General features: G+C 38.7%; 23 protein-coding genes and 1 rRNA gene. 1 reads left to right on the top strand and 23 read right to left on the bottom strand.

Annotated features, from left to right (window positions below):
• Positions 1-8: 8 nt before the first annotated feature.
• From glmU to metG, 13 genes are all read right to left on the bottom strand, one after another.
• Entirely contained in the window at positions 9-1,382 is a 1,374-nt protein-coding gene (glmU, locus tag ACY3XC_RS27295; RefSeq protein WP_464871361.1) for a bifunctional UDP-N-acetylglucosamine diphosphorylase/glucosamine-1-phosphate N-acetyltransferase GlmU, read from the bottom strand.
• Between the two features lie 305 nt (positions 1,383-1,687).
• Entirely contained in the window at positions 1,688-1,978 is a 291-nt protein-coding gene (gene spoVG, locus ACY3XC_RS27290; RefSeq protein WP_003347151.1) for a septation regulator SpoVG, read from the bottom strand.
• Positions 1,979-2,158: 180 nt separating this feature from the next.
• On the bottom strand, positions 2,159-2,533 hold the full coding sequence (locus ACY3XC_RS27285) for a RidA family protein (RefSeq protein WP_464871359.1): 375 nt from the start codon (positions 2,531-2,533) through the stop codon (positions 2,159-2,161).
• 2 nt (positions 2,534-2,535) lie between these two features.
• Positions 2,536-3,366 carry a pur operon repressor gene (purR, locus tag ACY3XC_RS27280; protein WP_179161504.1) on the bottom strand — a complete coding sequence of 277 codons (831 nt, stop codon included), beginning with the start codon at positions 3,364-3,366 and terminating at the stop codon, positions 2,536-2,538.
• 56 nt (positions 3,367-3,422) lie between these two features.
• Positions 3,423-4,292, bottom strand: coding sequence for a 4-(cytidine 5'-diphospho)-2-C-methyl-D-erythritol kinase (gene ispE, locus ACY3XC_RS27275; RefSeq protein ID WP_179161503.1), 870 nt, complete (start codon positions 4,290-4,292; stop codon positions 3,423-3,425).
• 197 nt (positions 4,293-4,489) lie between these two features.
• On the bottom strand, positions 4,490-4,654 hold the full coding sequence (locus ACY3XC_RS27270; RefSeq protein WP_133372061.1) for a small, acid-soluble spore protein, alpha/beta type: 165 nt from the start codon (positions 4,652-4,654) through the stop codon (positions 4,490-4,492).
• Positions 4,655-4,810: 156 nt separating this feature from the next.
• Positions 4,811-5,074, bottom strand: coding sequence for a biofilm formation stimulator Veg (gene veg, locus ACY3XC_RS27265; RefSeq protein ID WP_132097037.1), 264 nt, complete (start codon positions 5,072-5,074; stop codon positions 4,811-4,813).
• A 205-nt stretch (positions 5,075-5,279) separates the two neighbouring features.
• Entirely contained in the window at positions 5,280-6,164 is an 885-nt protein-coding gene (gene yabG / locus ACY3XC_RS27260) for a sporulation peptidase YabG (protein WP_179161532.1), read from the bottom strand.
• Between the two features lie 127 nt (positions 6,165-6,291).
• Entirely contained in the window at positions 6,292-7,170 is an 879-nt protein-coding gene (gene rsmA / locus ACY3XC_RS27255; RefSeq protein WP_464871358.1) for a 16S rRNA (adenine(1518)-N(6)/adenine(1519)-N(6))-dimethyltransferase RsmA, read from the bottom strand.
• On the bottom strand, positions 7,163-7,723 hold the full coding sequence (rnmV, locus tag ACY3XC_RS27250) for a ribonuclease M5 (RefSeq protein ID WP_464871357.1): 561 nt from the start codon (positions 7,721-7,723) through the stop codon (positions 7,163-7,165). Before rnmV ends, rsmA begins: the two co-directional genes overlap by 8 nt.
• A 195-nt stretch (positions 7,724-7,918) precedes the next feature.
• Positions 7,919-9,097 carry a ubiquitin-like domain-containing protein gene (locus ACY3XC_RS27245; protein ID WP_464871356.1) on the bottom strand — a complete coding sequence of 393 codons (1,179 nt, stop codon included), beginning with the start codon at positions 9,095-9,097 and terminating at the stop codon, positions 7,919-7,921.
• Positions 9,098-9,334: 237 nt separating this feature from the next.
• Positions 9,335-10,102, bottom strand: coding sequence for a TatD family hydrolase (locus tag ACY3XC_RS27240; protein ID WP_464871355.1), 768 nt, complete (start codon positions 10,100-10,102; stop codon positions 9,335-9,337).
• 115 nt (positions 10,103-10,217) lie between these two features.
• The gene (gene metG / locus ACY3XC_RS27235) at positions 10,218-12,185 is read right to left on the bottom strand and encodes a methionine--tRNA ligase (RefSeq protein WP_464871354.1); all 1,968 of its coding nucleotides are present in this window, start codon (positions 12,183-12,185) and stop codon (positions 10,218-10,220) included.
• A 481-nt stretch (positions 12,186-12,666) separates the two neighbouring features.
• On the opposite strand from metG, the gene ACY3XC_RS27230 reads away from it, so the two are divergent.
• Positions 12,667-12,951, top strand: coding sequence for an AbrB/MazE/SpoVT family DNA-binding domain-containing protein (locus ACY3XC_RS27230; RefSeq protein WP_045515586.1), 285 nt, complete (start codon positions 12,667-12,669; stop codon positions 12,949-12,951).
• A 45-nt stretch (positions 12,952-12,996) separates the two neighbouring features.
• On the opposite strand, the gene rsmI is transcribed toward ACY3XC_RS27230, so the two are convergent.
• From rsmI to rrf, 10 genes are all read right to left on the bottom strand, one after another.
• Positions 12,997-13,875, bottom strand: coding sequence for a 16S rRNA (cytidine(1402)-2'-O)-methyltransferase (gene rsmI, locus ACY3XC_RS27225; RefSeq protein WP_464871353.1), 879 nt, complete (start codon positions 13,873-13,875; stop codon positions 12,997-12,999).
• A gap of 18 nt (positions 13,876-13,893) precedes the next feature.
• On the bottom strand, positions 13,894-14,634 hold the full coding sequence (locus ACY3XC_RS27220; RefSeq protein WP_464871352.1) for a tRNA1(Val) (adenine(37)-N6)-methyltransferase: 741 nt from the start codon (positions 14,632-14,634) through the stop codon (positions 13,894-13,896).
• 62 nt (positions 14,635-14,696) lie between these two features.
• Entirely contained in the window at positions 14,697-15,068 is a 372-nt protein-coding gene (gene yabA / locus ACY3XC_RS27215; protein WP_464871351.1) for a DNA replication initiation control protein YabA, read from the bottom strand.
• 12 nt (positions 15,069-15,080) lie between these two features.
• Positions 15,081-15,908, bottom strand: a complete 828-nt coding sequence (locus ACY3XC_RS27210; RefSeq protein WP_179161494.1) for a PSP1 domain-containing protein — start codon at positions 15,906-15,908, stop codon at positions 15,081-15,083.
• The gene (gene holB / locus ACY3XC_RS27205) at positions 15,901-16,908 is read right to left on the bottom strand and encodes a DNA polymerase III subunit delta' (RefSeq protein WP_464871350.1); all 1,008 of its coding nucleotides are present in this window, start codon (positions 16,906-16,908) and stop codon (positions 15,901-15,903) included. The genes ACY3XC_RS27210 and holB overlap by 8 nt, the downstream gene beginning before the upstream one ends.
• Positions 16,909-16,939: 31 nt before the next feature.
• Positions 16,940-17,269 carry a cyclic-di-AMP receptor gene (locus tag ACY3XC_RS27200; RefSeq protein ID WP_045515592.1) on the bottom strand — a complete coding sequence of 110 codons (330 nt, stop codon included), beginning with the start codon at positions 17,267-17,269 and terminating at the stop codon, positions 16,940-16,942.
• Positions 17,270-17,397: 128 nt separating this feature from the next.
• Complete coding sequence (gene tmk, locus ACY3XC_RS27195) at positions 17,398-18,030, bottom strand: dTMP kinase (RefSeq protein WP_464871377.1); 633 nt, start codon at positions 18,028-18,030, stop codon at positions 17,398-17,400.
• 21 nt (positions 18,031-18,051) lie between these two features.
• Complete coding sequence (locus ACY3XC_RS27190) at positions 18,052-19,491, bottom strand: aminotransferase class I/II-fold pyridoxal phosphate-dependent enzyme (RefSeq protein WP_464871349.1); 1,440 nt, start codon at positions 19,489-19,491, stop codon at positions 18,052-18,054.
• 282 nt (positions 19,492-19,773) lie between these two features.
• Positions 19,774-19,989, bottom strand: a complete 216-nt coding sequence (locus ACY3XC_RS27185; RefSeq protein WP_179161490.1) for a sigma factor G inhibitor Gin — start codon at positions 19,987-19,989, stop codon at positions 19,774-19,776.
• Between the two features lie 394 nt (positions 19,990-20,383).
• Positions 20,384-20,499: ribosomal RNA gene (rrf, locus tag ACY3XC_RS27180) — 5S ribosomal RNA — on the bottom strand.
• Between the last annotated feature and the right edge of the window lie 118 nt (positions 20,500-20,617).

The following is a 20,617-nucleotide window of genomic DNA, read 5'->3' as shown; positions in this document are numbered from 1 at the left end:
TATTCTAGCTATTTTTTCAGATTAAGTTTATCGACATAATTTTCTTTGTTTACCTGCTGTGAACGTGCTATGGATAATGCATTTCCAGGTACATCCTTTGTTATGGTTGAACCGGCAGCTACATAAGCTCCTTTTCCAACGGTAACAGGAGCAACTAAGTTTGAATTACAGCCAATAAAGACTCCATCCTCAATCTTTGTTAAGAATTTATTTTTACCATCATAGTTAACGGTTATTGAGCCACAGCCGATATTTACATCACTTCCAACCTCAGCATCACCGATATAGCTTAGATGCGAAGCCTTACTTCCCTTACCAAAAACGGCCTTCTTGATTTCAACAAAGTTTCCAATTTTCACTTCATCATTAATAGCTGAATCTGGTCTAATATGTGCAAAGGGACCAATATTAACTAGCGATCCAATACTGCTATTATAGGCCGCAGATTGACGGATTACCGTTTCATTTCCAACCTCACAAGTATCAATCTCTGAGTTTGGTCCGATTTGGCATTCTGTTCCTATCACGGTCCTGCCTTTTAGGATCGTTCCTGGAAGGATTACCGTATCCTGACCAATAACAACATCTGCTTCGATGTAGGTATTCGCAGGGTCAATAATGGTGACTCCATTTCGCATATGACTTTCATTTATACGGCTGCGCATAATTCTTTCTGCTTCAGCCAAAGCAACTCTGTCGTTTACACCGAGAGTCTCTTCTAAATCTTTCGTTTGGAAGGCCGTAACCACTTCTCCCTGATTCTTCAGGATTTCTACGACATCCGGCAAATAATACTCACCTTGAACATTATCATTTGAAACCTTCTTTAATGCTTCAAATAAGGCAGCATTATCAAAGCAATAGGTTCCTGTATTGATTTCATTTATTTCTCGCTCTGCCTCTGTTGCGTCTTTATGTTCAACGATTTTTTCAACAAGACCCTCTTCATTTCGGATGATTCGGCCATATCCTGTCGGGTCATCAATTCTTGCTGTCAGAATGGTTGCCTTCGCTGATAATTCACTATGATGCTTAAATAATGACTCCATCGTTTCTGCTTTAATTAGAGGAGTGTCACCACAGACTACAATGGTAATCCCTTCTTTTCCCTCGAGCATCTCATGTGCCTGCATGACTGCATGTGCAGTCCCGAGCTGCTCTTCTTGAAGGGCATAATGGCTTTCTTCCCCTAATTGTCCTTTTACCTTTTCAGCTCCATGACCAATTACAGTAACCATTTCTTGAATATTTAGCATCTTCACTTGGTCCACTACATGTTGAACCATCGGCTTACCGCATACAGGGTGTAACACTTTATAAAGCTTTGACTTCATCCGGGTACCTTGTCCTGCGGCCAAAATCACAGCATAACGATTATGCATGAACAGTCCTCCAATTTACCTTTTTATCCATGGCTCTTTTCTAAGAAAAGAGCTTGCAAACTTAATTCAAGTACATAAATAGTTTATTTCGCGTTAAAATCGGCATTTGGATTTTAACAACAATTTTTAAAACAGCTTTATCCATTAAAAATATTAACGTAATTAGTCAGTCATTTCAAGGAATGTAAGAAAAGTGTCCAAATTTGTTATTTTGAAAAAAATTAGTGAAGGGATTATAGAGGAGATTAGTGAGGAATAAAAAAAGAGCACTACTTATGAAGTAGGCTCTAGTTGAATAGTTCTTTCTAGGAAGCTCCGGCTTCTTCAAATTCTACTTCTAATTCACCTAAACGATGATACTCAGCCAAAACAGCTTCTTGAATTTTACCACGCGTTCCAGAATTAATAGGATGCGCAATATCACGAAATTCTCCATCTGGAGTACGTTTACTTGGCATTGCGACAAATAAACCATTGTTTCCGTCAATAACGCGGATGTCATGAACAACAAATTCATTGTCTAATGTAATTGATGCAATCGCTCTCATACGGCCATCCGTGTTAACACGGCGTAATCTTACGTCTGTTACTTCCATGTGCTCACACCCTTTTCTTATGTTAAAAAGCTAGTGTTATTAATTCAACAGGGAATCTAGTAAATCCTTCTTTTATATTAAATTTTTTAAAAATATTTTAGGTAAAATAATGAACATTTTTAAAAGTCAGATATATTAATATTATCCATAGTGGAAATATGACAAAAAAAACGCTCGTGATTATTTCACGAGCGCAATTACTTCAATTTCAACCAAAGCATCTTTTGGTAACCGCGCTACCTCTACACAAGAACGTGCTGGCTTATTCGTTGAAAAATATTCACCATATACTTCGTTTATGGAAGCAAAGTCATCCATACTTTTAATAAAGACTGTCGCCTTAACAACGGTATCAAAGGATGCACCTGCTGCAGAAAGCACGGCAGCCAAATTTTTAAAAACTTGGTGAGTCTGTTCCTTTATACCGCCTTCAATCATTACTCCCTCAGCTGTTAACGGGATTTGGCCAGAGCTATAAAAAAGATTGTTTACAATGATTCCTTGGGAATAGGGTCCAATCGCGGCAGGCGCTTGGTTGGTTTGAACAACTTGCATATTTATTCCTCCGTTCTGCGTTTAAAGTAGTTTCCTTCTGTAACCTGAATTCTTTTTTCTTTTACATCAACATCAGTCAGTTTAACAAGTGATTTGTATTCCTCGACAAGACGTTCTTCAATTTTTTCAGCTTCAACCAAAACAGCAATTCCAGCTACTTGAGCATTAAATTCCTCTAGTAAGCTTATCATTCCCATTACGGTTCCGCCAGCCTTCATAAAGTCATCGACAACTAAGACCTTCGACCCTTGTGCCAAGCTCCTTTTTGAGAGCACCATTGTTTGAATTCTCTTTGCCGATCCAGAAACATAGTTGATACTAACAGTTGGGCCTTCGGTAACCTTACTATCTCTCCTTACCATGACAACAGGTGTATTTAACTGACTCGCGACAGCATAAGCAAGAGGAATTCCCTTTGTTGCTACGGTCATAACCACATCAATCTTCGTATTTACATACGCTGATGCAATGATTCGACCGGCTTTTTGAACAATGGCTGGATCCCCTAATATATCAGTTAAATATAAATAGCCCCCAGGCAAAAGGCGGTCTGGATGTGCAATTAACGAACATAATTCATTTACAAATGGTCTTGCCTCTTCATCACTGACATTTACAAAAAATTTAACTCCACCCGCTGCACCAGGTACCGTTTGTAAGGTCCCAATACCTCTTTGTTCGAAGGTTTCCTTCACGATTGCTAAGTCTTCACTGATAGAAGATTTCGCAGAAGAGTAACGTTCAGCAAAGAAGGTGAGCGGTACAAGCTGGCGCGGATGGTCAAGTAAATAGCTAGTCATATCTATCAATCGTTCACTGCGGCGAAACTTCATAACAATCCTCCAAAAAGACGAATATTCTACTAATAGGATATCACTAATGTACGTTTTTAATCAAGAGTATGTCGTTCACCGAGCATCCTTACAGCAAATACTTGATCACAAAAACCACGTAGACCATTATATATCCGGTGCATTCTCGAATCGTGCTGAACAATTCCAAAGACTGTTGGACCGCTTCCGCTCATTAAAACAGCATCCGCACCAAAACGCTTCATTTGCTCCTTGATTTGTGCTACCTCTGGATGAAGCTTTAACGTTACATCCTCTAGGACATTTCCGACATTATCACATACGCTCTGATAATCATTGTTTTCAATTGCCTTGACCATTTCGTTTATATTTGGATGCTCCATACCGTTTAAATCTAATCGTCGGTAAACTTCTGCGGTCGAAACACCAATAAAAGGTTTTGCTAAAATGACCCAGCATGTTGGCGGAGCAGGAAGATCTGTAATCATTTCCCCTCTGCCTTTGGCTAAAGCAGTCCCGCCATACACACAAAATGATACGTCCGAGCCTATTTCAGAACCAAGATTGGCTAACTCGTCCAACGTTAATCCGAGTTCCCAAAGTTTATTAAGTCCCCTTAGAGTTGCAGCTGCATCACTGCTGCCTCCAGCCAGACCAGCTGCTACAGGGATTGTTTTTTCAATGGTTATTTGTACACCTTTTTTCACTTGATATCGGTCCTTCAATAATTGAGCCGCTTGAAAGGCTAGGTTCCGTTGGTCGTCAGGAACATAGCGGTTATGGGAAAGAATATGTATTTTGTCCTGCTCTAACAATGTCAACTCAACTCGGTCCGCCAAATCAATCGTCGTCATGATCATTTCAACCTCATGAAAACCATCAGGACGCTTATACAAAACATCCAAGGATAAATTAATTTTGGCTGGTGCTTTTACTAAAAGCTTCACTACGCCCACCTACACTTCTATATCGATCATATATTTTTTCCTATTTTACCACAAAACTTCAAATAGGAAAAAAGTCAAGCGATAATATTTAAAGGCCAGGGGCTTTCTTCCCCCTGGCCTTACCGTGGTGTCTGATTTGTTTAAACATTGAGAAGCAAGTGCGGCTTAAGAAATTGTAACAGTGTGAACTACTTCTTTTACGTATTCCTGTTGTTTTTCATTAGCTGCTCTGATGCAAGTTCGACTGCTCTTTTCACCATATTTCCAGCGTCCTTTGCTCGAATGCCGCCCCAGCCCTCTTTTTGGACGACATCATAAAATCCAAGTTCTTTCGCAAGTTCTTCTTTAAACTGAGTAGACATAACACCTCTTCTTCTTCTTGCCATCTAAACAACCCCTTTTATCCACTCACGGCATTATTAGTATGTTATTTAGAAAGTATTTCATTAATTTATATTTTATAAATAGCAAAAGGCAGAAAATCAGATGATTTTCTGCCTAAAAAATTGCCCTATATTCTAACTTAAAGCTATGTTTCCTGCTGCGTCTTCATAGAAGGTTATTTGAACTGTTTCGGTAAGTACATCAGCGTAGCTGTACGAAACTCGTTCAAATGAATTCTCTTCTTGATCTAACTCGATTACAAAAACCGAAGGGTACGTTTCGGCTAATACACCGGATCGTTCGATTGTCTTTCTACGTCCTCCGTTTGCCTTCAGCAACAATCTTTTCCCTAAATTTGAATCAAGAGCCTTTTTAATATCGGCTAAGGTTTTTGGCATTCGGTCCACCTCACTGTGTAAAGTATATCACACTGACATAGTCCTTGTCAAATAAAAACATAAAATTATATCAGTCCGACAAAAAGATTGTCAATATCTTTTCTTCTACTTTTTCTCCCAATTTTCAACAATCATTATGTTTACCTTAAAATGGGAGGATTATGTGCACTAAAAAAAATAAGCCCTCACTTTTTCTCCGAAGGACTTATGATTCTTCTTCCTGGACAGGATTGTAAGGCATTCCTGTTCGTAAGACTCCTTTTGTTTCAATGCCTCCCAGTCCCTTTTCTCCAGTTAGCGTATTTCGTAAAACATCCCAAACATTGATACTCTCCATAAATGGCGTGAAACCGATTTTCGCAACAATATAAACGGGATCTAATGCATGTATATTAATTCGTGATGGTGAACTGGCAAAATTTGCACCTGCATGTATCAAAGATTCAAAGTGAGATTGGCAGGCACCAGCAAAGATAACGAGTTGATCTAAATGAGGAATCTTTCTTCGTGCTTCCTTGACGGTTTGGACAAAATGCTTTGAGTGGCGGTATGCATTAATGTCAGATATTTTCCCTTTTGACTTAGAATAGGCATCATGACCAGTAATGACTAAAATATCTGGACGAAATTGATCAATTAAGCCGCCAATTTTCTTCGGCATCTCCTTTTCGTTACAATGTACCCCATAGACAGGAATACCAATTTTCTCATATAAAGTCATACACTTTTGTAAGTAATCTTGGTCTCCATCTAAGTGAAGAACTTTTCCGGGGATTTGAAAATAATTGGCAGGCTGTACATAGCCGCCTGTCGCTTCATAATCCTGCCTTTGCTTGATTAAATCAACATCCTGTGCAAAGAGGCGAAAGGACTGCTCTTCTAGGGTTTTGTATTCCTGTATCATTTTATACCTTACATTTTTGTTAATGATCACTAAATCCTCGTAAGGAGCATCTGCCACTAAGCGAATATCTTCACCGTATAGGACTGCAAATTTCTGGCCATTTAGTATTTGAATATCAATAACCCGGAATAGAATATCACAGTTATAGGACCGTCTGCCGACAATATCCATCATCTTTATATTCACTGCTGTCACTCCAATTAGACCAGCATATAGGCCTTCCAAATAAAGTTTCTATTTGATAGGCTATGCAACTACACAAGTTAATGTGAATGACGAGTTGTTAATCGAAAAAAAATAGACCTAAAAAGGTCTATTGAAAATAGGTATATAATTCATCACTCAATTTTCCAAATTCCTCAACGGAAAGAGTTTCCCCTCTTCTCGTTGGGTCAATTCCAGCTGCATTTAATGCACTTATGATTTCTTCCTTCTTTTGTTTACCATCCTGAAGTTGACTAGTTAAATTATTTAGTAGTGTTTTTCTTCTTTGTGCAAAGCTCGCTCGTGTTACTTGGAAAAAGAATTTCTCATCTTTTACGATTACTGCTGGCTTTTCTCTTCTTGTTAAGCGGATTACAGCCGAATCTACATTTGGCTGAGGGACGAAAACTGTTTTAGGGACAATCATAACCGTCTCCGCCTTTGTGTAGTACTGTACAGCGATGGAAAGCGATCCGTATTCCTTTGTCCCTGGCTTGGCTGAAATGCGGTCTGCGACCTCTTTTTGAAGCATACACACGATACCTCGTATTGGAATCTGTTCCTCTAGCAGCTTCATAATAATCGGAGTCGTCACGTAGTATGGGAGATTGGCAACAACCATAAGATCAACAAAATCTTTAAATTCTGTATCTATGACCTCCTGAACGTCTGCTTCTAGTATATCCTTATGGATAACCTTTACATTTTCATACGGTGAAAGAGTGTCCGATAATATCGGCAGTAGTCTTTGGTCGATTTCAAAAGCAACCACCTTTTTACTCCTGCGGGCAAGCTGTTCTGTCAGCGCACCAATACCAGGGCCAATTTCAATCGCCCCTGAATTTTCACCTATCTCTGCAAAGTCAACAATTCTATGTAAGATATTTGTATCAATTAAAAAGTTTTGGCCCAAACTTTTCTTGAAAGAAAATCCATATTTCTCAAGGATGGCTCGTGTTCGAATCGGTGTAGCGATGTCTTTATTCATTTTTTTCCTCCTGTATCACAACTGCGAGTGCCTCTGCAAATTCCTGCCTGCTAATTTGAAACATCATCAATCTTTTATAAAGCTGCTTCCCATTGGTATAACCGATTTTCAAAAGTTTTCCCAATAGGATCCTTCGCTCTTTTGAGCCTGTTCCCCCAATGAGTCCTGCTGTAAGTAAGTCCTCTTGTGTGATTTCCTCTTTGATCGTATCTGACATGATTTGTGCGTCTCGTAATGCGTTTCTTATTGCTTCTAAAGAGGCATGTTCAACACCCAGGCCTTTTCCATTTTTAGCGATTGCGACTTCTTTTGGTAAAAATGCATGTTTCGCGCCAGGTACTTTTTCAGCAATCGTTTTCCTGATTTTTTCACCTGGGTAGTCGGGGTCTGTAAAGATGATTACCCCTCTCGTTTCTTGTGCTCTTTTGATTTTTTCGATGGTTTCTTCATTAATGGCAGAACCATTGGTTTCAATCGTATCTGCATCAACGGCTCGTTTAATCGTGGTGGTATCGTCTTTTCCCTCCACCACAATGAATTCCTTAATCTTCATTATTTCCTCCGTACATGATTAATAAAAAATTAAAAATTTGAAAAATAAATGAAACATTTTTGTAATGTCCTTCGTCTATATTAACAAATGCCTTCATATTATGAAGTAAATACCTTAATCTACTCGTTGTAAGTATAATGAATATTAGAGAAAAAGCAAAATGCAGAGGCTGATTAAACCTCTGCAATGCTAAGCTTATTGTAATATTTTGATTTTTACCTTTCTAACTCCCCAGCGGAAAGCCTCCGCTTTTGTTGGAAAGAAAACATCAATTTTGTGTCCTTTTATTGCGCCGCCTGTATCAGCTGCTACAGCATAGCCATAGCCTTCTACATAAACCTTTGTCCCCAGTGGAATCACACGAGGATCGACAGCAATTATCTTTGCATTTGGATTGGCACGTAAATCAAATCCTGTTGCAGTTACCCCTGAACAGCCATTACAATAGGCTGTATAGGCAGTAGTATTAACATAAAACTCAGTTCCAGTTTCTGCTCCACGGGAAACTTGAATATCTAATTCCTTCGTTCCAACAGCCACAACTTTATCGAGTTTCTCTCTAAGACTCTGCTCACTAATTAATTTTCTTGAAACTTCTTTACCGTTTTCCAAGATGACTTCATATTCTCTGGAAATTAGCCCCTGTCTGCCATCTTTAACAGTTACTTCTTTTCCTTTTTCTAAACTCACATCTTTCTTGGTGATCACGGCAAAGTGAACTGGTTCTTCCACTACATCGGTGACTTTTTCTACGCGTATGACGTTAATGACGTCATCCTTTTTCACTGTCTCTGATAATGACGGTTCAACTCGGTCAAATTCATTAAGTTTAATTCCCTGTTGTGTTAAAAAGTCAGCGACCGTAGCCGAAGTGGACCATACTTGCTTCTCTTTTCCGCCGTCAACTAGTGTAAGATGAAGAGCTAATTTAATACTGATTTCCATCTTATTTTTAATCGATTCCTGCGGTCTAGGTGAAATTTCATCCTGGTCGTTCAATACAATTTTCTGCTCTTTTAGGAGCTCAGCGACTGTACCTGCTGTTGTCCATATCGTTTTTTTCTCGTTGTCTTGGACCATTTGAACCTGTTTGGCTTGCTTCCAGACAATTTTTTGATTGTCTTTCACCTTTGCATCAGCTGAAGGTGACAAGTAGTCTTTTGAGTTTAATGATATACCCTGTTGAGCGAATATATCCTTAACCTTATCGGCATGTGTTTTTATAACTTTTTGCTGTCCGTTAAGAGTCAATGCAACGGTATACTTAGATCCTTCATAGTATGAAAAACCAAGAAGTGCTGCTAAAACTACAAAACTAGCAAAAGTGATTGCCAACCTCTTTTTACTCAAAGACTTGGAAAACAGGTTTTTCATGTTTTTGAATACGATGAAAAACGCCTCCTTCTCTCGGAGAGATTATTGAGAAACATGTTGTCGGCTGTCAACCCTTGCATTTGTTGTGAACGTATTTCCTATTATGCATATAATTGGGAAATTTGCAAAGGGAAACTTATCGACACGGTTATCCTATGAGGAAAAGGAGACGTGTAGAACTTTAAGTTATATTAAAAAATTCGGACAAGCTTCTAGGAACTTCGACAAGCTTGTCTATCAGTTTATGTCGAATAATTTTTTTGCATTAGCAGTCGTCACTTCAGCAACTTCTTCCAATGATATGCCTTTAATTTCAGCAATTTGCTCTGCTACTAGCTTTACATAACCCGGTTCATTGCGTTTTCCACGGTAAGGATGCGGCGCTAAATATGGGCAGTCTGTTTCAATCAACAGTTTTTCTAACGGAACGACCGCTGCCACTTCTTTGGGTTTTTTGGCATTTTTGAACGTAACCGGACCTCCTAGTGAGATAAGAAAATTCATTTTTAGACATTCTAAGGCAACTTCAGGGCTCCCACTGAAGCAATGCATGATTCCTCCAACTTCAGCAGCACCCTCCTCTTGTAAAATTTCAACAATATCCGCTGTTGCTTCTCGGTTATGAATCACAATCGGAAGTTTTACTTTCTTAGCCAATCTGATTTGCTTTCGAAATACTTCCTTTTGGATGTCTTTTGGAGACTTGTCCCAATGATAATCCAGTCCCATTTCCCCTATTGCCACTACTTTTGGATGGGCTGCTAACTCTTCTATCCAAAGCAGATCTTCATCTGTCATATCAATGGCATCTACAGGATGCCAGCCAACACAGGCATAGATAAATTCATACTCTTCTGCCAGTTCCATTGCCCTCTCAATCGTTGGCCGGTCGAACCCAACCACTGTCATATAGGAAACACCTGCAGCTTTTGCCCTCTCGATAACTTCCTGCAAATCCTCATCAAATTGTTCTGCGTTTAAATGGACATGTGTATCAAATAACATGACTACTTCTCCTTTGTTTATAAACTATGGTGGTGTCGAATGATTATGAGAAAAAAATAGAAATGTCTCGAAAATTGTTTCACGTGAAACATTAAGGGACATTTCTATCGTTAGATTATTTTACCTTTGAACCATTTGGAAGAGACTGATCAACTGTTGCCAGTGAGAGTTCTCCGTCCTTTGAACCTGCTAGAATCATTCCTTGTGACAGTTCTCCACGCAGCTTTACTGGTTTCAAGTTCGTTATGCAAATGACTTTTCTGCCCACTAAATCCTCAGGCTTATAATATTGGGCAATACCTGAGACTACTTGACGTTTTTCATAGCCTAAATCCAACTGAAGCTTTAGAAGCTTATCTGCTTTTTTAATTGGTTCAGCCTGAATGACTTCCGCCACTCTCAAATCGATTTTCATAAAGTCGTCTATAGCAATTTCATCGATTTCCTCAGGCTTTTCTTCTTGTTTTACTTCTTGCTTCTCCTCAACAATTGGAGCTGAACCTCCCATTTTAGCACGGATAAATTCAACTTCTTCTGCAATTTCAAGGCGCGGGAACAACGGATTTCCTTTCGAAACCTTTGTTCCATTCGGAATAGCCCCAAAGGTGTCTAAGCTTTCCCAAGATTTAAGTTCCTCATCGTTAACACCAAGCTGTTGAAAAATACCATTAGGTGTCACGGTTAAGAAAGGCTGGAGAAGAATCGCTGTTCTTCTTAAGGATTCAGCTAAATGGACCATTACACTTGCCAGTTCATCTTTATTTTCTTCTGACTTTGCCAATGTCCATGGCTTTGTTTCATCTATATATTTATTACTTCTGCTTACTAATTGCCAAATGGATGTTAGCGCAACTGAAAACTCCATTTTCTCCATGGCTTCCTCATATTTAGCAACTGTTTCACGATTGACTTGAAGCAGTGCTTCATCAAATTCACCTGTTGAATCCGAATAAGCAGGAATGACTCCATCAAAATATTTCTCAATCATCGCCACTGTACGGTTTAATAGGTTGCCAAGGTCATTTGCTAAATCGAAATTAATTCTTTCAACAAACCCTTCTGGTGTAAAGACACCGTCAGCCCCAAATGGCACTTCTCTTAATAAGTAATACCGAAGAGCGTCAAGGCCGTAGCGATCAATTAATGTAACAGGATCTACTACATTTCCTTTTGATTTGGACATTTTCCCATCCTTCATTAAAAGCCAGCCATGAGCAAAAACCTTTTTAGGAAGTGGAAGATCAAGCGCCATCAACATGATTGGCCAATAGATGGTATGGAAACGTACAATTTCTTTACCTACAAGATGAACATCAGCTGGCCAATAATTCAAGTATTTACTATCATTATCTGTACCATAGCCGAGGGCAGTTATATAGTTCGATAAAGCATCAATCCACACATAAATAACGTGTTTTGGATCGCCTGGTACCTTTACTCCCCAATCAAAGGTTGTTCTGGAAACAGCTAAATCCTCTAAACCTGGCTTAATAAAATTATTAATCATTTCATTTTTACGTGACTCCGGCTGGATAAACTCTGGATTTTCCTCATAGTATTGCAATAGTCGATCAACATACTTACTCATTTTGAAAAAGTAAGATTCCTCTTTAACAATTTCTACTCCCCTGCCGCAATCAGGACAATTTCCATCAACTAACTGGCGGTCAGTATAAAAGGATTCACACGGTGTACAATACCATCCTTCATACTTGTCCAGGTAAATATCTCCCTGTTCAAGCAGTCTAGCGAAAATCTTTTCGACAATTTGTTTATGTCTCTCATCCGTTGTCCGAATAAAGTCATTATAGGAGATATCGAGCTTTTTCCATAAATCCTTAATCCCGTCCACAATTTCATCAACATACTGCTGCGGGGAAATTCCCTTTTCCTCAGCTTTACGCTGAATTTTTTGTCCATGCTCATCTGTTCCCGTTAAATACATAACATCAAAGCCGCGCATCCTTTTATAGCGTGCCATCGCGTCTCCGGCTACTGTTGTATACGCATGGCCAATATGTAAATTTCCACTTGGATAATAAATCGGAGTAGTAAGATAAAACGTTTTTAATTTTCCTTGCATATGGGACCCTCCTAATATAGGTACATTGACTTTTCTACTAAATCATTATAGCCTTTTTTCACCCTCTTATATCATCAAAATATACTAAAAATCAATAAATGTGCAACAAACCCAACTAAAATCAAAAGATTTATTTTATTTTTTTCTTTGCTCCCCCCATAAAAATATATATTCCTGTCGAAAATTATACTAATAGAACAAATGAATATTGTAGTTTTTTGTCGAATGTTACAACTACACTAAAAACACTATAATAATCCAACAATAGTATTAAAAATCTATTTCAGATGAATGATTATTCATTATTCATTGATATATCAACATTCTAATAAACTGATAAAATTTGCCATTACTTTTTACTATAAAATAATTGACGGAAATGGGAATGGCTGGTATTATTAATTTATAAAAATAATGTCGAATAATGACGAATAGATAGAAAAATAAATTAATAGGTTTATATTGAGAGGAGCTAGTAAAAATGAAATCTACAGGTATTGTCCGTAAAGTTGATGAATTAGGCCGTGTGGTTATTCCAATCGAATTAAGAAGAACACTTGGTATTGCTGAAAAAGATGCACTTGAAATTTATGTTGATGATGAGCGCATCATCTTAAAGAAGTACAAGCCAAATATGACTTGCCAAGTAACTGGTGAAGTTTCCGATGATAACTTAGCACTTGCTGGCGGAAAACTAATCCTTAGCCGTGAAGGCGCTGAGCAATTAGTAAATGAAATCAAAAGCCAATTTGAATTAGTAAAATAATAAACAGCAAGCTTCTCCCAAGAGGGAGAAGCTTTTTTTTGGATATTAGTCGATATGGTAGGCCTGATACACTTCACGTTTGCTTATTCCTCGGTCCATTGCGGTTTGTTTGATAGCTTCTTTTGAGTGGATCCCTTTTACACTAATGTAGTGATTTACATGTTCTTCTATCGACAAGGTTTCCCACCAGTTCATTTCCTCTTCCTTTAATTTACTCTCATCCGCACCTTCAACAATTAAACAAAATTCACCACGAATTTCATCCTGATTAGCCCACTTTATTATTTCCTCTAAGGTTCCCCTGATAAATTCCTCAAACTTTTTTGTTAACTCCCGGCAAATAGCTACTTTTCGATTACCAAGGACATCATACATACTCGTTAAGGTTTCTTTGAGTCGATGCGGCGATTCATAGAAAACAAGAGTTCCTGTTTGTTTTTTTAAGTTCTCTAACTCCGTTTTCTTTTCCTTTTTACTTCGGTTTAAGAAACCATAGAAATAGAAGGGCTGACATGTAAGCCCTGAGGCAATTAATGCTGGCAATGCTGCATTAGCTCCTGGTAATGGTACTACAGTTACCTTCTCACTTATTGCAGCCTCTACAAGCTCATATCCTGGGTCTGATATAGCCGGCATACCCGCGTCACTGACTAAAGCAATCTTCATACCATCCTTAATCTTGTGAATGAGCTTCTCACCACTCGATTCTTTATTATGTTCATGATAGCTGACAACAGGCGTTTGAATTTCAAAGTAGTTACATAGTTTTTTTGTGTTTCTTGTATCCTCAGCTGCAATCAGGTCTGCCTCTTTCAATATCCTTACAGCACGAAAGCTCATATCTTCAAGATTGCCGATTGGTGTTGGGACAAGATAAAGTATTCCCTTTTGCGTTTCGTTCTCAAAACTCTTTTGCTGCCACACTATAACCACCCGTTTCTTTTATTCTCCATATAAAATTCTCCTGATATCTGCTGTGTACTCCCCTTCTTCATTATAGACAAATAAGGGAGGAAGTATTTTTAAATCAGGACTGCCATCCTTTATTGCTTCAACTAGCAGGGTATTGGCCTCTTTCCCTGGCTTTGGGTATACAAACTGAATACGCTTTGGTTCAAGGCGATACTGACGCATGACCGAAATAATATCCATTAACCGTCCTGGACGATGGACAAACGCCACCTTGCCGCCCTGCCTCACTAATTGACTAGAAGCCTTTACAGCATCCTCTAATGTACATAGTATCTCATGACGAGCAATAGCTAGGTGCTCATTCGGATTCATTTCTTCTTTTGAAGGAGTTGGAAAATAAGGCGGATTACAGGTAACAACTTCAAACTTCCCATGTCCCAGCTGCCTGGGCACCTCTTTTATATCACCATGAATCATCTGAAGGCGGTCCCCGAGACTGTTATATTCAATACTTCTTACGGCCATATCATATAAGCGCTCTTGTATCTCCACACCAGTAATCTTCCCTTTTGTACGCGCACTTAGAAACAATGGGATCACTCCATTCCCACTGCATAAATCAATTATATTTCCCTTTTGAATGGGAACATAGACAAATCGAGCCAATAAGACGGCATCAAGAGAGAAGGCAAAAACGGATGGACTTTGAATGATCCTTAAATTTTCTGCAAGCAAATAATCAAGCCGCTCATCATCTTTTAAATTAACCACTGCTATCCACCTCGAAATTATATGTAAAAAAATGAGGCTGACCTGGGTCACCCTCTTCTAAGTTATTTCTTATTAAGAAAGGAGAGACAAAATAAGCAATCGCCTTCCTTACGCAAACTCCCAAAATGCAGATTACAAATGTGGAATCCTTCTTGGTACAGACGAGCAAGGTTATCATAGCCTTCACCGATGTCCAATGTCTGATCGCCAGCAGACACGCGGGAAGTTGTCCCTTTTTTAACTTGCTCATTCTTCTTGTCTTTTTCCGTGGTTACATCTAAACGGCGTCTTAGATGTTCATTTTCAAGCTTTAAGTAATGATTCTCTTCTAGTATTTCGGCTAAATGCTGCTTTAATTCCCCGAGCTGTTGGTAAAGATGGCCAATTTGTGTTTCCATATTGCTTACTGATTCAAATATCTCTTTTTTATCCACGTCTCACACCTCTTAATCTGTGGATTGTATAGAAAAGGCACCCTCTTTAATGATTTCCTCCAATGTATACTCCAGAACTCGATCCTGTTCCTTAAGTTCCACCTGAAGTACCCGCTCTAATATATTTAATCCTACCACTTTTCCTCGGCCTTGAGGAGTTTCAATCATTTCCCCTAAATCAGGCAGCTGTGCTTTTGCTGCTTCATATTCATCATTTTCATATTTCAAACAGCACATAAGCCTGCCGCATAAACCGGATATTTTAGTAGGATTCAATGAAAGATTTTGATCCTTTGCCATTTTAATGGAGACAGGGTCAAAATCGCCTAAAAATGTGGAACAGCATAACATTCTTCCACAAGGGCCAATTCCTCCAAGCATTTTTGCTTCATCTCGGACACCGATTTGGCGCAATTCAATTCTTGTCCGAAAAATAGCTGCTAAATCTTTTACCAACTCACGAAAATCAACTCTCCCGTCAGCTGTAAAATAGAAAATCACTTTATTTCGGTCAAATGTATATTCAACATCGACTAGTTTCATATCTAGTTGATGTCCATTTACTTTTTCATTACAAACATCATATGCTTCCTGGGCAGCTTGTTTATTTTCTTCTACAATCATTCGATCCTTATGATCTGCAATTCTAACTACCTTTTTTAAAGGCAGAACGACATCATGCTCCTCAACCTGTTTACGTGGAACAACAGCCTTACCGTATTCAACCCCGCGAACGGTTTCGACTATCACAAAGTCGTCCTTTTGAATTGAGAGATCTCCTGGATCAAAATAATAGATTTTACCCGCCTTTTTAAAGCGTACTCCTACAACATCATACAAATGAAGATCCCTCCTGCAAATTTAACACAAGCTCTTCCATCATTAGCTGTGGGTTCATATTGGCCTGCAGCTTCCTTTTTGCCTCGAGAATAGCCGACATTTGATCCGATAACCGCCGTCCGGATGTTTCAAGAGCATACTGCCTTAACACTTCACTTTCAGCTTTAAAGACGATTTGCTCCTGTTTATCTAATTGTATATATAATAAATCCTTAAAAATAAGAAGTAAAAGATCTAAACCACGATTAATCTGTTCTTTCTCTTTAAAGTGTGAGAACCAATCTCCTTGAAGGGTTACCATTGCTTCTAAAGGATTTTTTTTCAACACCTCATATAATTTTAACACTATTTTTTGAGCTTGTGCAAACCAATCATCGACATTTAATTCATATGCTTCATCAAGACTATTCGTCAACTGTGCTAATAATGGCGCCTTCATTGGATTTACGCCATTCTCAGTCAACTGATTAATCATTGATTGTGGAGATAATGGTTTAAATGATAAAATTTGGCACCGTGAAAGAATGGTTGGTAACAGCTGCTGCAGCTGCTCTGTTAATAAAAAGGCAGTTGTTTGTGAGTTTGGTTCTTCCAAAAACTTAAGCAGACTATTTGCTGCACTCACACTCATTTTGTCAGCATCGCTAATCATATAAACTTTTCTAGACGATTCTACCCCTTTTTTGGAGAACTCCTCCTGAAGAGTTTGGATTTGCTGTTTTTTTATCGATAACCCATCAGGCTCGACCTTATGGACATCAGGATGATTACCGCTGTTAATTCGCCGGCAATTATGACAAGTCTCACATGGTTTATAGCCCTCCATTAAGGAATCACAAAATAATGATTTTGTGATTAATAAAGCGATTTCTTTTTTCCCAGTCCCTCTGATTCCCTCAAGTAAATAGGCATGGGCTACACGATTCTTCAACAAACTGTTCTTTACCATTTTTAGCACGGCCGGCTGCAGCTCTTCTAATTGATCCCATGTTTTTACCAAGTTTATCACTCACTTACAAAATAGTATCGTATTAAAAATGCATATATTGTTCAATTGGCAGTACGAAAACTGTAGCGCCGCCAACCTCAACTTCGACAGGATACGGTACAAAGGAGTCTGCATTTCCACCCATAGGAGAAACAGGTGCCACTAATTGATCGCGTGATTTACAGTTATCTTTAATGATTTGCAAGGCACGATCTACACGTATATCCTCTGTTCCAATCATAAAGGTGGTATTGCCAGATTTCAAAAAGCCACCTGTCGTTGCCAGTTTAGTTGCTCTAAAATTGTTATCAACCAGTGCTTTTGATAACCGGTTGCTATCCTGATCCTGAACAACAGCAATGATAAGTTTCATCTCAAACCAACCCCTTCATCCACATTTCATTTGTCTTTCCTATATTATAACAGGTATTTGTCCTTCTCACATTGATATTCGAAAGAGGCTCCAATTGAAAATTGTCTCCAAAAATAAAAAAGCCTTATTCAGAAGGCTCCTCGTTCTAATAATTTGCTTGTTAGTATTTCCATCGTTTTTATAAAGACGTCATTTACGTCGCCAGAAGCATCGATTTTCACGATTCTATCCGGAAATCTTTCCATTACTAGATGATATCCTTCTCTGACCTTATGATGGAAATCTAGTTTTTCTAGATCAAGACGGTTCACTTCCCGCCCTTTATTTTTGTTAATCCGCTCTAATCCAAGCTCAGGTTCAATATCAAAATAGATGGTGAGGTCAGGCATCATTTTTTCAATCGCAAACTGATTAATAGAAAATACTTCATCAATCCCTAATCCGCGGGCATGACCTTGATACGCTAATGAACTATCGACAAAACGGTCACATAGGACCACCTTGCCATCCTCTATGGCTGGCTTAACCTTCTCCACAAGGTGCTGCCTTCTGGCTGCAGCATAAAGCAGTGCCTCCGTCCGAGGGTCCATTGCTGTATTGTCTTTATCTAATATTACCATTCTTATTTGTTCTGCAATATCAATACCGCCGGGTTCTCTCGTTAATAATGCTTCTTTTAGTTCCTTTGCTACCATACTGATGATTGTTGTCTTCCCTGCACCTTCAGGGCCCTCAAATGTAATAAAATAACCGTTCTTCATCAAGAATAAACCTCCAAAATCTTAACTTGTCCTATATATGTCAATTTGCTTTTTATCTAGGAAGGCGCCCCCTTGAAATCTGGCACCTGCATTCATTAACTGGGTAAGAAGGTTTACTTTTCCCTCTGTAATTAGCTCACCCGTCAGCAAAAGAGGGCTGCCTGGCGGATAAGGAATGATGGTTTCCGCACTTACCTTTCCTGCTGCTCCCCCTATATCCACTACCATCTTTTCATAAAACGACCATTTTTCATAGGGTATCGCTAACTCAGAAATTTTAGCACAGCTACTTTGAAATTCTTCTTTTATGGAAAAACAGGGCAACTCCGCTAGCAGCTTCTTAATATTCCTGCCCGCTTCTACTAGTGGGTAGACTTGATTTTCCTTCAATAATGGAAGAATCAATAACACATTATAAGGATCTGCCAACTCTGTATAAATACCTGTCTCTTCGAACTTCTTTTGAAGTTCAAATCCGCTTAACCTTGATCTTGACTGTATGGTTACCTTTAATATGTCCCCTTGTGAGTCAGGATAGTCCAATACCTTAATACTAGGAATAGTAGACAGCTCATTTTTAAAACGTGCTATTTCTTTTTGTAAGTATTCCACATCGCTGCGTTGGTAGGTTGCTAAATAATTCCTCGCTAGATCAAGTGAAGCCATGATAACGTAAGATGGACTGCTTGACTGCAGCAATTGCAGGTACTCTTTGACTGTGTCGCTGTTAACGAGATTGCTGTTTATATGTAAATATGAACCCATTGTCATGGCTGGAAGAGTTTTATGTGCTGATTGGACGACCATATCAGCTCCTAATTGAATGGCAGATGCCGGAAATGGCTCTCCAATAATAAAATGAGGCCCATGTGCCTCATCTACTAATACAGGGATGTTATGAAGATGTGCAAGGTCAATAACATTTTTTAAATCATACACCATTCCATAGTAGTTCGGATATGTTAAAACAATCCCTTTTGCTTTTGGATAGAGGGAAATAGCTCTTTCAACTACTGCTGTGGAGACACCTGCTGCCGTCTTCCAGTCCTGATTATATTCTGGTTCTAAAAATACCGGGCGTGCCTTTGCTAGTTTTAGGGCATTTAGGACTGACTTATGACAATTTCTTTGTACCAGGATAACATCATCCTTCTTACAAAGTGATAAAATCATGGCTAGATTGCCCACGGTTGATCCATTGACTAAGAAAAAGCTTTCCTTGACCTGATAAAGTGCTGCTAAGAGCTCTTGCGCATCTTTTATTGCACCTTCAGGGGAGTGCAAATCATCCAAGCCAGATAATTCCGTGGCATCGATTTTTAATATTTCCTGAAATAAATTTTCTGAGTGCTGGTGAAGAATAGTCCCCGATTTATGCCCAGGAACATGAAATGAAATGGGATTATTGCTTTTGTGTTTATGAAGTGCTTCGTATAATGGAATTCGATTTTGTTTATTCATCGTCATACTCCTTATAAGTCTCATTCATTTTAACAAAAAACGACATCAGCTACCCCCTTTTAGGCAAAAAAATAAAGCCCAGATGGACTTTTTATGAAAGGCTTTTTTCTCAAATAGTATTTCCTTTTGAAAGTAAACACCATTGATTGTGCATTATTTACATTAAGTATAGCCTAAATTAAAGAGAAAAGAGCCTACAAACTTAGTTCTAAAGCTCAAAACAGTTTATTCCACGTTAAAATCGGCTTTAAGATTTTAACAACACTCTTTACGAAAACAGCCTTATGAAAAAATTTCAGGTGTTGTTATTTTTTTTAGTTGTTTTAGATAGTATTTATATTTTGGATCATGTGTTTCTGTTTGAATCAGGTCTTCTTCGCAGTCTGTACATATAAATGAAGTATATAGATGTATCCCTTTTTGTTTTTGATTTTCGCAAATTACGCACGTCTCCTGGTAATGACTATGTGCTAATGAACTCAACCACACCACCTCCATACACCTATTCTTCCCGATATTTTGGAATTGTATACAAAATTTAGAATTATCCTCATCAGGGCATCCCTCGGTATATCTTATGTTGGTAATCGCATTTGGGTGTATGTCTAGTAACGATTTATTGTAAAACACTTCGTACTTTTTTGTAGGGTGTGATTTGGATGGTTGGCTATTAGGGTTGGGGAGTGTGGGGGGATCTGGGCTTTAGCTTCTATTCGTTACCGTTTTCTCTAGAAGTGCTGCCGCACGGGCACGATTCTTCGAGTATCGTTACCGTTTTCTCTAAAAGTGTCGCCGCGCGGGCACGATTCTCGATCCACACATTTTATTTACAACCTATTGTCCTTTCGGACAACACAAAAAAGCACAACCCTAATCAGGTTGTGCTTCGTTTGCCTGGCAATGTCCTACTCTCACAGGGACAAAGTCCCAACTACCATCGGCGCTGAGAAGCTTAACTTCCGTGTTCGGTATGGGAACGGGTGTGACCTTCTCGCCATTATTACCAGACTCAAATAGAGTTGAGGTTTTGCTCCCTCAAAACTAGATAATCAGAAGAAGTGTGTAAAACGAGTTCGCTTTTAAAAATTGGTTAAGTCCTCGAACGATTAGTATCAGTCAGCTCCAC

It is taken from the genome of Bacillus sp. CZDM1 (genome assembly GCF_055502545.1).
Note: the sequence above shows the minus strand (reverse complement) of the source record. Positions and strands in the feature narration are given on the sequence as shown.

Bases quoted from the DNA above. Each gene is read 5' to 3' on its own strand.
- glmU (WP_464871361.1), bottom strand. From the start codon at position 1,382: ATGCATAATCGTTATGCTGTGATTTTGGCCGCAGGACAAGGTACCCGG.
- spoVG (WP_003347151.1), bottom strand. From the start codon at position 1,978: ATGGAAGTAACAGACGTAAGATTACGCCGTGTTAACACGGATGGCCGT.
- ACY3XC_RS27285 (WP_464871359.1), bottom strand. From the start codon at position 2,533: ATGCAAGTTGTTCAAACCAACCAAGCGCCTGCCGCGATTGGACCCTAT.
- purR (WP_179161504.1), bottom strand. From the start codon at position 3,366: ATGAAGTTTCGCCGCAGTGAACGATTGATAGATATGACTAGCTATTTA.
- ACY3XC_RS27270 (WP_133372061.1), bottom strand. From the start codon at position 4,654: ATGTCTACTCAGTTTAAAGAAGAACTTGCGAAAGAACTTGGATTTTAT.
- veg (WP_132097037.1), bottom strand. From the start codon at position 5,074: ATGCCAAAAACCTTAGCCGATATTAAAAAGGCTCTTGATTCAAATTTA.
- rsmA (WP_464871358.1), bottom strand. From the start codon at position 7,170: ATGAATAAAGACATCGCTACACCGATTCGAACACGAGCCATCCTTGAG.
- rnmV (WP_464871357.1), bottom strand. From the start codon at position 7,723: ATGAAGATTAAGGAATTCATTGTGGTGGAGGGAAAAGACGATACCACC.
- ACY3XC_RS27245 (WP_464871356.1), bottom strand. From the start codon at position 9,097: ATGAAAAACCTGTTTTCCAAGTCTTTGAGTAAAAAGAGGTTGGCAATC.
- ACY3XC_RS27240 (WP_464871355.1), bottom strand. From the start codon at position 10,102: ATGTTATTTGATACACATGTCCATTTAAACGCAGAACAATTTGATGAG.
- metG (WP_464871354.1), bottom strand. From the start codon at position 12,185: ATGCAAGGAAAATTAAAAACGTTTTATCTTACTACTCCGATTTATTAT.
- ACY3XC_RS27230 (WP_045515586.1), top strand. From the start codon at position 12,667: ATGAAATCTACAGGTATTGTCCGTAAAGTTGATGAATTAGGCCGTGTG.
- ACY3XC_RS27200 (WP_045515592.1), bottom strand. From the start codon at position 17,269: ATGAAACTTATCATTGCTGTTGTTCAGGATCAGGATAGCAACCGGTTA.
- tmk (WP_464871377.1), bottom strand. From the start codon at position 18,030: ATGAAGAACGGTTATTTTATTACATTTGAGGGCCCTGAAGGTGCAGGG.
- ACY3XC_RS27190 (WP_464871349.1), bottom strand. From the start codon at position 19,491: ATGAATAAACAAAATCGAATTCCATTATACGAAGCACTTCATAAACAC.
- ACY3XC_RS27185 (WP_179161490.1), bottom strand. From the start codon at position 19,989: ATGGAGGTGGTGTGGTTGAGTTCATTAGCACATAGTCATTACCAGGAG.